Origin of the sequence: Burkholderia stagnalis, from assembly GCF_902830275.1 — a bacterium.
Classification (GTDB): Bacteria; Pseudomonadota; Gammaproteobacteria; order Burkholderiales; family Burkholderiaceae; genus Burkholderia; species Burkholderia stagnalis.
On the sequence record NZ_CADESW010000015.1, the window covers coordinates 182,323 to 196,499 of the forward strand.

The 14,177-nt window shown below is 63.8% G+C and carries 11 protein-coding genes; 10 read left to right on the forward strand and 1 reads right to left on the reverse strand.

The features are described from left to right. Positions 1 to 59: 59 nt before the first annotated feature. A complete protein-coding gene (locus tag HWY45_RS24605) occupies positions 60 to 1,592 on the reverse strand; it encodes a complex I subunit 4 family protein (protein WP_059885737.1) in 1,533 nt (510 codons plus the stop codon). A gap of 874 nt (positions 1,593 to 2,466) precedes the next feature. Between HWY45_RS24605 and HWY45_RS24610 the strand changes: the two genes are divergently transcribed. The 10 genes from HWY45_RS24610 (at position 2,467) to HWY45_RS24655 (ending at position 13,873) form a co-directional block, all read left to right on the forward strand. Beyond that, on the forward strand, positions 2,467 to 2,754 hold the full coding sequence (locus HWY45_RS24610; protein ID WP_150999260.1) for a hypothetical protein: 288 nt from the start codon (positions 2,467 to 2,469) through the stop codon (positions 2,752 to 2,754). 240 nt (positions 2,755 to 2,994) lie between these two features. After that, on the forward strand, positions 2,995 to 4,149 hold the full coding sequence (locus HWY45_RS24615; protein WP_063895674.1) for a glycosyltransferase family 2 protein: 1,155 nt from the start codon (positions 2,995 to 2,997) through the stop codon (positions 4,147 to 4,149). 6 nt (positions 4,150 to 4,155) lie between these two features. Continuing rightward, positions 4,156 to 5,229 (forward strand): Gfo/Idh/MocA family protein, encoded by a 1,074-nt coding sequence (locus tag HWY45_RS24620; protein ID WP_059885740.1) that lies wholly within the window; start codon positions 4,156 to 4,158, stop codon positions 5,227 to 5,229. Beyond that, entirely contained in the window at positions 5,222 to 5,677 is a 456-nt protein-coding gene (locus HWY45_RS24625) for a GtrA family protein (RefSeq protein WP_124480056.1), read from the forward strand. The genes HWY45_RS24620 and HWY45_RS24625 overlap by 8 nt, the downstream gene beginning before the upstream one ends. Further along, entirely contained in the window at positions 5,674 to 6,840 is a 1,167-nt protein-coding gene (locus HWY45_RS24630; RefSeq protein WP_081069926.1) for a glycosyltransferase family 4 protein, read from the forward strand. Before HWY45_RS24625 ends, HWY45_RS24630 begins: the two co-directional genes overlap by 4 nt. A gap of 3 nt (positions 6,841 to 6,843) precedes the next feature. Further along, a complete protein-coding gene (locus HWY45_RS24635; RefSeq protein WP_059885744.1) occupies positions 6,844 to 8,532 on the forward strand; it encodes a hypothetical protein in 1,689 nt (562 codons plus the stop codon). Positions 8,533 to 8,827: 295 nt separating this feature from the next. Further along, a complete protein-coding gene (locus HWY45_RS24640; RefSeq protein WP_059885746.1) occupies positions 8,828 to 10,030 on the forward strand; it encodes a tyrosine-type recombinase/integrase in 1,203 nt (400 codons plus the stop codon). Between the two features lie 884 nt (positions 10,031 to 10,914). Further along, positions 10,915 to 11,307, forward strand: a complete 393-nt coding sequence (locus HWY45_RS24645) for a hypothetical protein (protein ID WP_059565738.1) — start codon at positions 10,915 to 10,917, stop codon at positions 11,305 to 11,307. A gap of 63 nt (positions 11,308 to 11,370) precedes the next feature. Further along, entirely contained in the window at positions 11,371 to 12,234 is an 864-nt protein-coding gene (locus HWY45_RS24650) for a phage integrase N-terminal domain-containing protein (protein ID WP_059565737.1), read from the forward strand. Between the two features lie 181 nt (positions 12,235 to 12,415). After that, complete coding sequence (locus HWY45_RS24655; protein ID WP_059885748.1) at positions 12,416 to 13,873, forward strand: Shedu immune nuclease family protein; 1,458 nt, start codon at positions 12,416 to 12,418, stop codon at positions 13,871 to 13,873. Positions 13,874 to 14,177: the final 304 nt, after the last annotated feature.

Consider the following 14,177-nt stretch of genomic DNA (forward strand, 5'->3'; position numbering starts at 1 on the left):
CAACCATGCGCGCCTGCGGTCTCCCGCATGCGACGCATGAAGCACGACGACGATGACGCTCAGCTGTTGGGCGCGGATGCCACGTACGACGATTGCGCGGGCGCGGGGCCGTCCCCTGCCGGCATCTTCGAATGATCCGCTTCGTCGATCAGGCGCGCGACGGTCGGGTCGATCGCGTCGGTGAACGGCTTCGGATACAGGCCGACCATCAGCACGATCAGCGCGAGCGACGCGAACATCGCGATCTCGCGGCGGTTCAGGTCGACGAGCTGCGCGATGCGCGGGCTCTTGATCTTGCCGAACACGACGCGCTTGAGCATCCACAGCGTGTACGACGCGCTGAGGATCAGCGTCAGCGCCGCGATTGCGCCGATCCAGAAGTTGAAGCGGATCGCGCCCATGATGATCATGAATTCGCCGACGAAACCCGACGTGCCGGGCAGCCCGACGTTCGCCATCGAGAACAGCAGCGCGAACGTCGCGAAACGCGGCATCACGCTCGCGACGCCGCCGTAGGCCGCGATCTCGCGCTGCTTCGTGCGGTCGACCAGCACGCTCACGCACAGCAGCATCGCGCCCGCGACGAAGCCGTACGACACGAGCTGCACGATCGCGCCTTCGACGCCGATCTGGTTGAACAGGAACAGGCCGAGCGTGACGAGCCCCATGTGCGCGACCGTCGAATACGCGAGCAGCCTGGTGAGATCGGTTTGCGCAAGCGCGAGCAGGCTCGCGTAGATGATCGCGAACAGCGACAGCGCGAGCACGGCCGGCGCGAAGAAGTGGCTCGCGTCCGGCGTGATCGGCAGCGCGAAGCGCAGGAAGCCGTAGCCGCCGAGCTTCAGCATGCCGAGCATCAGCGCGGCGCCGGTCGGGCCGTCCGTGTACACGTCGCGCAACCACGTATGCACCGGCCACATCGGCACCTTGACCGCGAACGCCGCGAAGAAGCCGAGGAACACCAGCAGCTGCGGCGCGAAGCCGAGCCGCAGCGTGCGCCACGCGTTCATGTCGAACGTGTGCGACTGCGCGTACAGGTACAGCATCGCCATCAGCAGCAGCAGCGAACCCGCGAACGAGACGAAGAAGAACTTCACCGCCGCATGCACGCGGTTTTCGCGGCCCCACGTGCCGATCAGCAGGTAGAGCGGGATCAGCGTCGCCTCGAAGAAGATGAAGAACAGCAGGCCGTCCTGCGCGGCGAACACGCCCACCATCAGCCCGGACAGGATCAGGAACGATGCGAGGTATTGCGCGACGCGCACGGTGACGGATTCCCACGACGCGACGACGATCACGAGCGTGGTGAATGCCGTCAGCACGACGAGCCACAGCGATGCGCCGTCGATGCCGAGGCGCCAGCCAGCGTCGAACGCCGCGAGCCAGTTGCGCTGCTCGACGAACTGCATCGCGGCCGAATGCGAGTCGAAGCCGGTGATCAGCGGCACGACAGTCGCGAGCCCCGCCACCGCGCCGGCAAGCGCGATCAGCCGCGTGCGGCGCGGATGGCGGTCGGAACCGGCGCGCAACAGGCACGCGCCGAACAGAATCGGAACCCAGATCGCCAGGCTCAGAATGGGGAGATCATGCATGTCAGTAAGGCCCACAGAGTGCCGCGCGCTGGATCGGGGGCAGGCGCGGCGAAAGGAACGAAATCAAAAAGAAAGGTAGATTTCGTGGATCGCCGGTGTCGGGCAAATGTAAAGCGGCATCGTGCGAAAGCTTGATGCCGCTCAAACGCTACCGGGTTAACCAGCATAATTCGGTTGATTATTTTTTGCAGCGCAGCAATGCACCCCTGTGGAGCGGGTATTTAAATCGATGATTTTTCTGCGCTAATTTGTGCAGGACAGCAAAACAAGATTTGCCGGTTTCGTACGGGGACAGGTTATTTTGATATATCGGCGCGGCGCCGCGGCTCGCGAACAACGTCACGGATTGCACGGTGTGCCGTGAGTTGCGCCGGCGTTTCCTTACATCGAAAATTACATAATCCATTCATTTCGTCCGACACCGCGCGCATCGGACATCTCGATCGCGGTGCACGCCGACGCTTCAAGGTCACTCCGCGCGCACGCCTGTTTCCTTGTCAGACGTTTCACGCCCGAAACACCGTGCGCCACGCAACGTTTCGTCCGGCGCGTTTTCGGTCGCCAAGCACCGCCCCGACACCGGGAAGGCCGGCCGCACCGTGGCCCGAACGATGCCGCATGTTGCAGGACCGAAACATTTCCGCCTTCGAAATCCCCGCCGCATGTGAAGCGGCAACCGGCCATCAGGCAGCAAGCCCGTCCCGGCCAATTGGCACGCTCCCTGCGTGCGGGATTGATCAGCCCCACCGGCGATACGCAACCCGCTAGTCGGAGGATTTGCGTAAACGCTGGTTGGGCGGCGCATGTAGACGCCATACACTCAGATAAAACATTTCGTATTCGGGGTGAATATGAAAACCAGAGCGAAAGCCGCATGGGCGGCGAATTCGGGGTTGAGCAGCATGCTGCGCTCATTCATTTCGGCATGGCGGAAAACATGCCGTTTCGGCAGCCCTTTCCGGAATCGGCTTGCGCCTTCCCGCAGCCGTGGCCGCACGCGCTTCGACACACCCGGCCATATCGCGCCGTGGCCCGCAGCGGCCTACGCGACCGTCCGCGTGCGGCCGCCGCATCGCCGCACGCGATCGCAGTCCGGATGGTGATGACGCCGGCACCGGCCGCACCGGATGCCGGTGCGGTCCGCCGTCGGGCCCTGCGCTGAACACCACGCATTGCATTCGCCGCAGATGGGCGAAATGGCGCCGACGCGTCGGCAGGTGACGTCGGGCCGGCCCGCCATCGAACAAGAACCAGAAAAAGCACGAGACCAATCGGGAGATCCAGCATGGCGAGCGATATTCTTCTGCGCCCGGATTACGGCAGCACGTCGGGTTCGCCTCGCGCCGCGCCGGCCGCAGTCGCGAACGGGGCCTCGTCCGGACGAATCCGGGTGTCGGCCGTCATGCCTTGCCTCAACGAGGAAATGACGCTGGCGATGTGCATCGAGAAGGCGCAGCGCAGCTTCGCCGAGCTGGGCGTCACCGGTCAGGTCGTCATCGCGGACAACGGCTCCACCGACCGCTCGGTCGAGATCGCACGCCAGCTCGGCGCGAAGGTGGTGCACCAGCCGGTGCGCGGCTACGGTGCGGCGCTGATGGCCGGCATCGCGGCGGCCGACGGCGACATCGTCATCATGGGCGACGCGGACGACTCGTACGACTGGTCGAACCTGCGCGGCTTCATCGAGAAGATCGACGAAGGCTACGAGTTCGTGATCGGCAACCGCTTCAAGGGCGGCATCATGCCGCATGCGATGCCGCCGCTGCATCGCTATCTCGGCAATCCGGTGCTGTCGACGATCGCGCGGCTGATCTGCCGGGTTCCGGTCGGCGATTTCCATTGCGGGATGCGTGCGTTTACGCGCGAGGCGTTTGCGCGCATGAATCTGCAGACGTCCGGGATGGAATTCGCATCGGAGATGGTGATGAACGCGGCACGCAACGGATTGCGCATCGTCGAGATTCCGACCGTGCTCCACCCCGACAAGCGCAACCGCCCACCGCACCTGCGCTCGTTCCGCGACGGCTGGCGGCACCTGCGCTTCATTCTCACGTACGCGCCCAACCACGTCTTCGTGATGCCGGGGTTCCTGCTGTTCATTGCGGGCCTGCTGCTGCTCGGTCTGCTGGCAGGCGGCCCGACGACGCTGTTCGGACACTTCATGGGCCCGCACTTTCTTGCGCTCGGCAGTCTCCTGACGCTGGTCGGCTTCAATATCGTGACGATGGGCGTGCTGGCCAAGGTCATCCTCGCCGCAAAGCATCCGTCACTGCGCGGGCGCATCGTTCGATGGGCCACCGGCCCGCTCGCGATGGAAGCGTGCCTGATCAGCGGGGTCGCCGCCACGCTGGTCGGCCTCGCGCTGGATGCCGGCATGCTGTTCAACTGGCTCGCCGATCCGCTGCGCCCGATGGAAGGCACCGTGCATCTGGCCGTCGTCGCGACGACGCTGATCGTGCTGGGGCTGGACGGCGCATTCTCCGCGTTTCTCCTCAACATGCTGGTGTGGGAGCAGGGAAAGCGGCATGCTGCTTCCTCCACCGCGGCCGGGAAATAGCCCCTCATGACTCCCCTCGACCGAACCAATGATCGGATCCGGGTTGCGTCGATCGGACTCGGATGGGTCACGACGCACCGTCATCTGCCCGTCATGCGGCGCGACCCGAACTTCGAAGTCGTCGGCCTGATCGATCGAAAGCCGCAGCGCGCGGAAAACGTCGCCCGGCAGTTGAACATCCGGCACCACGCATGCACCGGATCGCTCGCCGACGTGCCGTGGCTGGACGATGTCGATGCCGTGACGGTAGGCGCCTGCCCTCACGCCCATTACCCGCTGATCGCGGAAGCGCTGCGCGCAGGAAAGCACGTGCTGACCGAAAAGCCGTTCACGATGTCGGTCGCGGAAGGCGAGGAACTGGTCCGGCTGGCCGCGCAGGTCGAGCGGACGTTGTGCATCGTGCACAACTTCCAGTTCGCATCGTCGACGAAACACCTGCTGCACGACATCGAACGCGGCGCGTTCGGCAACATACGCTCGATCGCCGCCCATCAGTTCGGGAATCCAGAACGTCGCCTGCCGGCCTGGTATGACGGCCTGCCGCTCGGGCTGTTCTACGACGAGAGCCCGCACATGTTCTACCTGCTGCGACGGCTGGCGCCCGGCGGGCTGACGCTCAATCAGGCCACCGTCGTCCCGAGCAGCACCGGGCTCAGCACGCCGTGCCTGATCACGGCGCACTACCGATGCGATGCCGCGCACGGCGCCGTTCCGGTCATGCTGAACATGAACTTCGAATCGCCGGTCAGCGAGTGGCAGGTCGTGGTCTGCGGCGAGCGCTACATGGGAATCGTCGACGTCTTCCGCGACATCTATATCCGCCTGCCGAACGACGGCGCGCATACGACGGCCACGGTCCTGCGAACCTCGTTGTCCGCGACGTGGCAGCACTGGCTGCAGCACTTCACGAGCGGGGTCCGGCACCTGCGCGGCACCCTCTTTTACGGCAACGACGACGTGTTTTCGCGCTTCGCAGCGTCGATTCGTACGGGAACCGTGGCGGAGCGCATCGGCGCCGACGATGCGCTGGCCATACTCGGCATGCAGCACCAGATCATCGAAAGCGCGAATCATGCGTAGGCTCTCCGCATTCCTCCTTCGCGCACAGGAGCCGGTCACGATAATTCCGCGCACGATCTCCGCCATCGACGGCTTGCCGGGACGGTTCCTGCGCTTCGTCCTCGTCGGCGGCCTCTGCACGCTGCTGAACCTGCTGACGCTCTGGTTCGTCACGACCCGGATCGGCTGGCATTACCTGGTCGCCGTCGTGATCTCGTTTCTCGTCGTCAACGGAATCGGCTTCGCCCTGAATAAGTACTTCACGTTCACGCACGCGTCGCGCCCTAAGCTGCGCGAAATCCGTCGGTACTACGCCGTGATGCTGGGCACCCTTGCATTGAACCTGTCGATCATGTTCCTGCTGGTGGACGTGCTGGGCATTCACTACCTGCTGGCGAGCATCGTCATCACCGTCCTGTTCACCCTCTTCAACTTCGTCGCCCACTCGGGCTGGACTTTCACGCCGTGACACACGACCTGCCGACCGTGCGTATCCTGCTGATAACCCACTTCTTCCCGGCCCACCGGGGCGGCGTGGAGATCGTCGCCGGCCATCTCGCCGAGGCGCTGGCGCGGAATTCGGCCGCGAAGATTACGTGGTTCGCCAGCGATTGCGACCCGGCACCCGTCCTGGAGGGCGTGACGTGCCTGCGCGTCCCCACGTGGAATCCGCTCGAGCGCCGCTTCCACATGCCGTATCCGCTGTGGTCGCCGCTGCTCGCGAGGTCGTTATGGAATGCCGTGCGGGACGCCGACCTCGTGTACCTGCACGACTACATCTACGTCGGCAGCCTTGCCGCGTACGTGATGGCGAAAATGCAGCGCAAGCCGGTGCTCATCACGCAGCACGTGGGTGCCGTGCCGTTTCGCAGCAGGCTCATTCGCTCGGTCCTTGATCTGGCGAACGCGACGCTCGGGCGCACGATGCTCAGGCGCTCGGATGCCGCGGCGTTCGTCAGCGCCGTCGTCAAGCGCCTTTTCCTTCCGGACGATCGGAACGGCCAGCATGCTCACCTGGTGCCCAACGGACTCGATCCTTCCACGTTTTTCCCGGTGGAGGACGCAGAGCGCGACAGGCTGCGCGCCAGCCTGAACGTTCCAGCCGGCCGTGCGTGCTTTCTGTTCGTCGGCCGCTTCGTCGAGAAGAAAGGCCTGGGCCTGCTGGAAAAGCTGACGGAGCGGCTGCCGGACGTGACATGGCTGTTTGCCGGCTCAGGGCAGCTCGACCCCGAGTGCTGGACGCGCAGCAACGTGCGCGTGTTCCGTGACCGCTCGGGCGCGACGCTCGCCGAGCTTTACCGCGCCGCCGACCTGCTGGTCCTGCCCAGCGTCGGAGAGGGCTTTCCCCTCGTGGTGCAGGAGGCGATGGCGTGCGGCACGCCGGCCATCGTGAGCCACGATACGGCATCGGCGTTGCCTGGCATCGGCGAGGTCCTGTTTTCCGAAAGCGTGGATGAGAGCGACGCCGAATCAGCCTGGCATCGTCATCTGGCAAAACTGGCCGGCGATCCGCACCTGCTCGCCCGGCGGCGCGGGGAAGTGGCAGCCTGGGCCGACAGCCATTGGTCCTGGGATCGTTGCGCGAACACCTATCGCGGCATCATCCGCGATCTGCTGACACGCCCGAGGTAAGCCATGGAGGGAATTGGAAAACGCGTGCCGCTCGTCGGGAACCTGTCCTCTCCCGCCACGCGCCTGTTCGTCCGGACCGGCGCAGGCGCCTGCATCTGCGCCCTGCTGCTCGCGTTCGATCCGCACGTGCCGGGCCTGATGTCGTCGTTCTTCTTCTACCTGCTCTACACATACGATCGTCCGGTCGCCGAGGCGAGCGTCTTGCTGATCCTGCTGGCCGCCGCGATCGCCCCGTTCTGCGGCCGCGTGTCCACCGTGGCCGCCGCGTGCGGGCGCCATCCGTGGCGTGTGGCCGCCGTGACCGGCGCCGTGCTCGCGCTGGCCGCGCGCTATGTCTATCACGCGCATCCGCTGTCGATGGACGAATACACCGCGTGGTTCCAGAGCCGCATCTTCGCGAGCGGCGCGCTGTCGGCGCACTTCCCGCCGTCGTGGCTCGACCGGCTCATCTATCAGCCATTCCAGAACTACTTCCTGGTCGTATCGCGCGCCGGAGGCGATGTGACCTCCGCTTACTGGCCCGGTTTCGCCCTCGCAATGGCGCCGTTCAGCCTGATCGGCGCCGAATGGCTGTGCAATCCGGTGCTGTCGGCGCTGACCGTCGTCGCGATCGCGCGCACCTGTCGCCTCTTGTTTCCGGAGAACGAAGCGGTGGCCGGCTGGGCGATCCTGTTCACCGTCGCCTCGCCCGCGTTCGCGGGCTCGGGCATTTCATACTTTGCAATGACCGGCCTGCTGCTGGCCAATCTCGTGTTCGTCTGGGGTTTCCTGCAACCGACCGCGCGCCGCCTGTTCGTCAGCGGCATCGTCGGCTCGCTTGCGCTGACCTTCCACAACCCGCTGCCCCACACACTGTTTGCGCTGCCGTGGCTGATCTGGTTTCTCGGCCGCCGCCCGCCGTTGCGACACGCGGCGGCGCTCATCGCGGGATACGCTCCGCTCACCCTGCTGCTCGGCCTGGGCTGGGTTCTGTTCAAGGCCCACGTCGCCGCCGACGGGGCCGGCCAGCTGGCGCACGCACCGTCCCAAGGCTTCCTCGCGCTGGTCGCGTCGGTGTTTTCGTTGCCGAGTGCATCGATATTCGTCATCCGCGCGGCCGGCGTCATCAAGTTGTGGGTATGGGCGGTGCCGGGCCTCCTGATCCTCGCGTGCATGGGGTACGCGCGTTGGCGGGAGAACCGCGCCGTGCAACTGCTCGCCGCATCGGCCCTCTTGACCTTCTTCGCCTACTTCTTCGTTCCGTTCGATCAGGGGAACGGCTGGGGATACCGCTATTTCCATCCCGCATGGGGCGTGCTGCCGATCCTCGCGGGCGCCGCCGTCGCCGGCGGATTCCGCAACGACGACGGCGAAGCGCTGCCGGCATTCCGGAACCTGGCCGGCGCCTTCATCGTGTGCAGCCTGCTGATCCTCGTGCCATGGCAGTTGCGGAATATCGAAACGCACATCAGCACCCAGCTCGCGCGGATACCCGACGCGCCAGCGAACCGGCGCAGCATCGTGTTCGTGTTCGTCGATCGCAACGTGTTCCTCAACGACCTCGTGCAGAACGACCCGCTCCTGCGGAATCGATCGATTCGCATGGTCGGCAAGGGGGAACAGGCGGACGGGGAATTCCTGCGCAGCGCGCACATCGCGGCGACGCCGCTGCCGGCCACCGAATTCGGGCAGGTCTGGCTGATCGGGCAATGAAGCGAAACGACTGCGCCGCGTGCGGCAGTCGGCGCGGCGGAGCCGGAAAAAGAAAAGCCCCGCAAGTCCGAGAACTTGCGGGGCTTGTTCCGCCATTTCTGGCGGAGACGGAGTCGGAATGGCGGAGAGAGTGTCCCATATTGTGAAATCCATGCAGCTCCACTGAGTTCCAAAAAGCCTTTGGATTCATAAAGTTGGAAATCTATGCGGGCGCGACCCATGCCGCATTCTTCCAACCGAATCCGAAGGGTTCCAGGAACCATTTGATAGCGAATTCGCTAGTCAGGAGCTTTGGATGCGGACCCTTAACCGACTCACCGTGCTGCAAGTAGCACGCGTGAAAAAACATGGCCTGTACAGCGACGGCGGCGGCCTCTACCTGCAAGTGACCAAGACGCTTTCCAAGTCGTGGTTGTTCCGGTTCATGCGCCGCGGACGCGCCAGGGGCATGGGGCTTGGCCCGACCCATGCCATTTCCCTCGCCGACGCGCGCATCAAGGCCATGGAATGCCGGCGCCAGCTCGCGGAGAACATCGATCCGCTGGATCACCGCCGCGCCCAGCATAAGGCGGGGCAGTTGGCGCACACGAAATCCCTGCCGTTCCGGGACTGCGCCAGCCAGTACATCGAAGCCCATCGAGGCTCATGGAAGAACGGGAAGCACGCGACGCAATGGGAAAACACCATTGAGACCTACGCCAATCCGGTGATCGGCAACCACGACGTTTCTCACATCGACACAGACGAAATCATGAAGGTGCTGGAACCCATCTGGAGCAGCAAGACGGAAACAGCCACACGACTGCGCGGCCGCATCGAGTCTATCCTGGCGTGGGCGACCGTGAAGCGCTACCGGTCCGGCCTGAACCCGGCGCGCTGGAAAGGACACCTCGACCAATTGCTGGCCAAGCCTTCCCGCATCCGCAAGCCCAAACACCATGCCGCCCTCCCCTATGGCGAAGCCGCCGACTTCATGGCGCGCGTGCAACGTGAAGACGGGAACGCGGCCCTCGCCTTGCAGCTCACCATCCTGACGGCGAGCCGCACAATCGAGGTGGCTGGCGCACGGAAAGAAGAATTCGATCTGACAGCGAAGATCTGGACCATTCCGCCCGAGCGCATGAAGGCCAAGCGCGAGCACCGCGTTCCGTTGTCCACGTCGGTGCTTCAAATCGTCACGCCGCTCGTTGAGGCAGGGGCGAGTCCGTTCCTGTTCCCAGGCGGCAAGAGTGGTGACAAGCACCTGTCGAACATGGCGATGCTTCAACTGCTCAAACGCATGGGGCGCAGCGACCTGACAGTTCACGGTTTCCGCTCAACCTTCAAGGATTGGGCACGGGAAACCACCGACTATGCACGGGAAGTCTCCGAGGCCGCACTCGCTCATGTGATCGGCGACCAGACGGAAGCCGCCTACGCGCGCGGCGATCTGTTTGCCAAGCGTACCGGCCTCATGCAAACCTGGGCGGATTATCTCGCCAGCGCTGAGCGAGGCTGATGCTCTAGACGGCCGCTCTCGGCAACAGGATCGGCCCGACCGTTTGCACCTAATCCCCGTGGGATAGATGGAGCAAACAGCTTTTCCTGGCGCAGCAAAAGCAGGGAAACCCAACATCGGGATGCCGACCTATCACCCGCCGACCTACCCCGTATGCACTTCCTGTCGCGTGCCACAAATGTCCATGCGACAGATTGCGCAAGAGGGTGGGCCCACGGAGCGGCCACCCCATATGCGCAACAGCGGGCCTCCGGATCTGTTGCCGCACCCACTCGCTGCGCCAAGGGGGCCGTCACTGCGACCGCAGTGACGGCCCCCCGGCCCCTGCGCGGAATACGGGCTTGCGCGCAATCCTATTGTTTGCGGCATGCGTGACGATGCCCTCCTACACTGGCCCTGCACTACGCCAGGACCGATGGGCGTTGTACATCGGCAACCCCAAAGACGCAGGTTCCTGCAAGCGTCGCCCGTCCAGGGTGGAACCGTCCCCATGCATGCCCAGGCTCCCCCGCATACCGCCCCTACCCACGGGGCAGAGCCTTCCTTGTTCCCGCGCTTCGGCGCCTGTCTGCATTCCCTCTGCGCCCACGGCGCGTCTTTCCTCGCGGTCTCGTGCCGGGTGCAACGCCCGGGGCTGTCCGTATCCCCATCCCGCTCACTTTTACGAAGGAGGTCTTCATCACCGCTATTGGCTTTGTCTTGCCCCGCAGTACCTCCCGCTCGACCTTCCTCCAGGAAGCACGGCGGGCGCCTCAGCTGAGGCAACAGGTGAACTGAGCACCTGGCCCTTGTCCTTCGGGAGTCTCGCCCTGGCGAGTCGGCAACAACACTTACCGAACCGCCACTCAGCCTTGCTATCTCGCCACCTTGACAGGAGAAATGCGATGCCTTCGTCTCAACCGTTTTCCGTACTGGAGCAATTGGTCCAGGAAGAGTCCCACTTTGCTCAGGCGCCCAACGCTTTTTTCGATGCCTGGAAGCAGGGCGTTCGTCTGGCCGGCCCGCAGTTTTTCGGTGATGGCCGCCGCGATGCGTTGGCCCATGCCAGGAACAAGTGGGATCTGGAGCCTGACCTGCCGTGTATTGGCCAGGCACTGGGCGTGATGAGTTCCGGTGAACGGGTCTTCATCGCTGCCCTGGTCAGCTTCTACAACGCTCACGACAGCCAGGAACTGCTGCGCCGCGCCGGCGTGGAAGGCCTGGCCGATCTGGGCAGCCTCGACCAGCAGCGCCGCCGGGTGATTGCATCCCTGCTGCTGCACTACACCGGCTGGTAAGCCGAACGGAACGCGGGAGCCACCTTCGTGGTGGTCCCGCGCCCCCGTCGCAACGGAGCCGCAATGGATGACCTGACCTACACCTTGCGCCAGCTCTGCCAGCGCAACCGCGACGGCAGCCACGCCACCCAGGCCGACCGCCTGCGCGCACTGACGCTGGTCAGCCGCCAGCTGCGCGAAGCCGGTTTCAGGCAGATGCGCGCCAACTCACTCAAGGGCAAACATGTGGAGGCGCTGGTCGAACGCTGGCAGGCCGAAGGCTTGTCGGCCGGCACCGTGAAAAACCGCATGTCGCATCTGCGCTGGTGGGCCGAGAAGGTAGGCAAGGCCGGCATCCTTCCCGCCGACAACGCCCACCTCGGCATCCCGGAGCGGCAGCATGTAACCAACGCCGACAAGTCAAAGACGCTCGGGGATGCGCTCGACGGCGTGCGCGATGCGCATGTGCGGATGAGCCTGCAATTGCAGCAGGCCTTCGGCCTGCGGCGGGAAGAGTCCATCAAATTCCAGCCCGTCTATGCCGACCGGGGCGACCATATCGCGCTCAAGGGGAGTTGGACCAAGGGTGGGCGCGAGCGTACCGTGCCGATCACGACGGCCGAGCAGCGGCGCGTGCTCGACCTGGCGCACCAACTGGCCGGCGCGGGCTCGCTGATCCCGGCGCACAAGAGCTATATCGGGCAGCGCCACACCTACGACGGGCAATGCAAGGCGGCGGGCCTGAGCAACATGCACGGTCTGCGGCATCGTTACGCGCAGGATCGTTACGAAGCGTTGACGAGTTGGAAGGCGCCGGCCGCTGGCGGGCCTTCGGCGCGGTCACTGACATCTGCGCAGCGCGCCTTGGATGCACAGGCGCGGCAGGCGATCAGCCGAGAGTTGGGACACGAGAGGACGCAGATTACGTCGGTGTATCTAGGTCGATAGCGTCTCGGGGAAAGGTATCCATTGCCAAAGGGACGGCCTTGTAGCGCATCCAGGCCTTGGATTTTAGGCTAGTTATTTGCGCCATATAGGAGCACTCCCTACGCATCGGCGTGACTGTCCGGGATAATCCACTGGTGGCGATCTCGGCTTTATCTAGCCGCATGTCTCAGGAGGGAGACCAATGGCAGCAAAGAAACGTCAGCGGCAAACCAGGTGGTATACGGATGCCGAGGTCATGGAGCCATCATTCCGGCTTGAAGCTGGTGTGACCGAAAATGGCGTGGAATACAGGGATCTGTTCATGCAGACCTTCGAGCAGGACACCTCGGAACCTCGTCGTTGGCAGAGCCTGCCCGAGTCCGATTGGCATCAGCTGGCAAGGGTGTTTCTGAAAGAAATCATCACCTATCCGGTATTTACGAATCCGCATGCACTGCGGTACCTGAGCCCACGGCATGGTCCGTTCAGAACAGTCATCTATGAAAAGAGTTTTGGAAGCGATCTGCCGGATAGTGCTGCATCGGCGGTCTCCCACATCGAACTTGCGCTTCCATGGCGCACGTCCAACCAGTGCATCTTTGGACTGGGGCTCACCAGGGATTTGGAAGAAATCTGGCGAGGCCTGCTGAGCCTTCGGAAACTCAACACCCTCGTGGTGGCACGCGATGGCGCATTGCGGGTGGACGGCGACACGGTGCGAATTCCGGAGAGCGAAGTTGACCGGATACGTCGTGCTTTCGAACGCACAACTCGCAAGATGCGCGACGTCGCGAAACAGGCCCGGGTGACTCACATCCGCAATGCGCTTCTGGCCCCGCTGGACCCTAAGCGGTTTCCACCGATTGTCCAGGTCAATCCGGAAGGCCAATTGGTCGAGGTTCGCCTGGACCGGGGCAGGCAAAACAAAGACGCCGCTCGCTCCGGGCGAAAAGCCACGGTGAAAGCAGTGCGCGCCAACGTGGAAACGTTGGCGGCCGAAGCGCCCGAGGAACTCATCGAGCTGCATGCCGAAATTGAACGCGTCACGCTGGCCCAGATGATTGAAAAGTACGAGGATATGCTTCAGAAGGGCCTGCCTGAGACGGCGTGGCAGAAGTTCTTCGAGCGCAACATCTTCATCCTGACCATGATTTTCGCCCGTCCCGTCAGGCTGCTTCATACTCAGTTCCACGCCCAAGGCGGAGGACTGGACGGTACCGGCGCACAAATTGGAGATTTCCTGCTGGCCGAAAAAGGCTTCGCCATGGCCATCGTGGAAATCAAGACACCCGCAAGCCCCTTGCTGCGCCCAAAGGCCTACCGAAACAGGGAAGTGTTCGCGCCAGACGAAGACCTGAGCGGCGCGGTGTCGCAGGTGCTGTACCAGCAAAGCAAGATCCATGAGAACTGGCTGATTCATCGGGTACGGCCCGAGCTCCAGGATTCGCGCCCAGATGCCATCAAGTGCGTGGTCATCACTGGCATGTTGCTCAAGGATGAAATGCAGCGCCGGAGCTTCGAGGTGTTTCGCAATGCCTGCAAGAACGTCGAAGTCATCACCTTCGACGAACTGCTGGACAAACTGAAGCTGCTGTCGGAGCACCTGACGCCACATGAGGAGCCGCCGCGCGAGGTGACGCAGGATGAGCTGCCGTTCTAGGGAATCTGGTCGAGGTAGGCCATGATCCCAGCGCAGCGGGCCGCCCAACTTCTAACGCGGCGGCAAGTTGTTCGCCTCCTACCATGTCGACGATCACGTCGATGCCCTCAGGCGCCACTTTGGCCAGTTGCTCACCTTCGCGATCTCATCCGCGATTTTCGCGATTATCCAATTTGAGGTGACCTGCCCCCGGTTTTAGTCCGAACTGCAGTTAGAGTCCGAGGTTAAAAACTGCTGCTTCGCGTCGTGCGCCCGGGCGAACTGCGCAGGCGTCAGATAGCCGAGCGAACTATGAGGCCGCTCG

Excerpts from the sequence above, each read along its gene's own strand:
- HWY45_RS24610 (WP_150999260.1), top strand. The coding sequence starts at position 2,467 with ATGGGCGGCGAATTCGGGGTTGAGCAGCATGCTGCGCTCATTCATTTC.
- HWY45_RS24625 (WP_124480056.1), top strand. The coding sequence starts at position 5,222 with ATGCGTAGGCTCTCCGCATTCCTCCTTCGCGCACAGGAGCCGGTCACG.
- HWY45_RS24655 (WP_059885748.1), top strand. The coding sequence starts at position 12,416 with ATGGCAGCAAAGAAACGTCAGCGGCAAACCAGGTGGTATACGGATGCC.
- HWY45_RS24620 (WP_059885740.1), top strand. The coding sequence starts at position 4,156 with ATGACTCCCCTCGACCGAACCAATGATCGGATCCGGGTTGCGTCGATC.
- HWY45_RS24645 (WP_059565738.1), top strand. The coding sequence starts at position 10,915 with ATGCCTTCGTCTCAACCGTTTTCCGTACTGGAGCAATTGGTCCAGGAA.
- HWY45_RS24615 (WP_063895674.1), top strand. The coding sequence starts at position 2,995 with ATGCCTTGCCTCAACGAGGAAATGACGCTGGCGATGTGCATCGAGAAG.
- HWY45_RS24635 (WP_059885744.1), top strand. The coding sequence starts at position 6,844 with ATGGAGGGAATTGGAAAACGCGTGCCGCTCGTCGGGAACCTGTCCTCT.
- HWY45_RS24640 (WP_059885746.1), top strand. The coding sequence starts at position 8,828 with ATGCGGACCCTTAACCGACTCACCGTGCTGCAAGTAGCACGCGTGAAA.
- HWY45_RS24605 (WP_059885737.1), bottom strand. The coding sequence starts at position 1,592 with ATGCATGATCTCCCCATTCTGAGCCTGGCGATCTGGGTTCCGATTCTG.
- HWY45_RS24650 (WP_059565737.1), top strand. The coding sequence starts at position 11,371 with ATGGATGACCTGACCTACACCTTGCGCCAGCTCTGCCAGCGCAACCGC.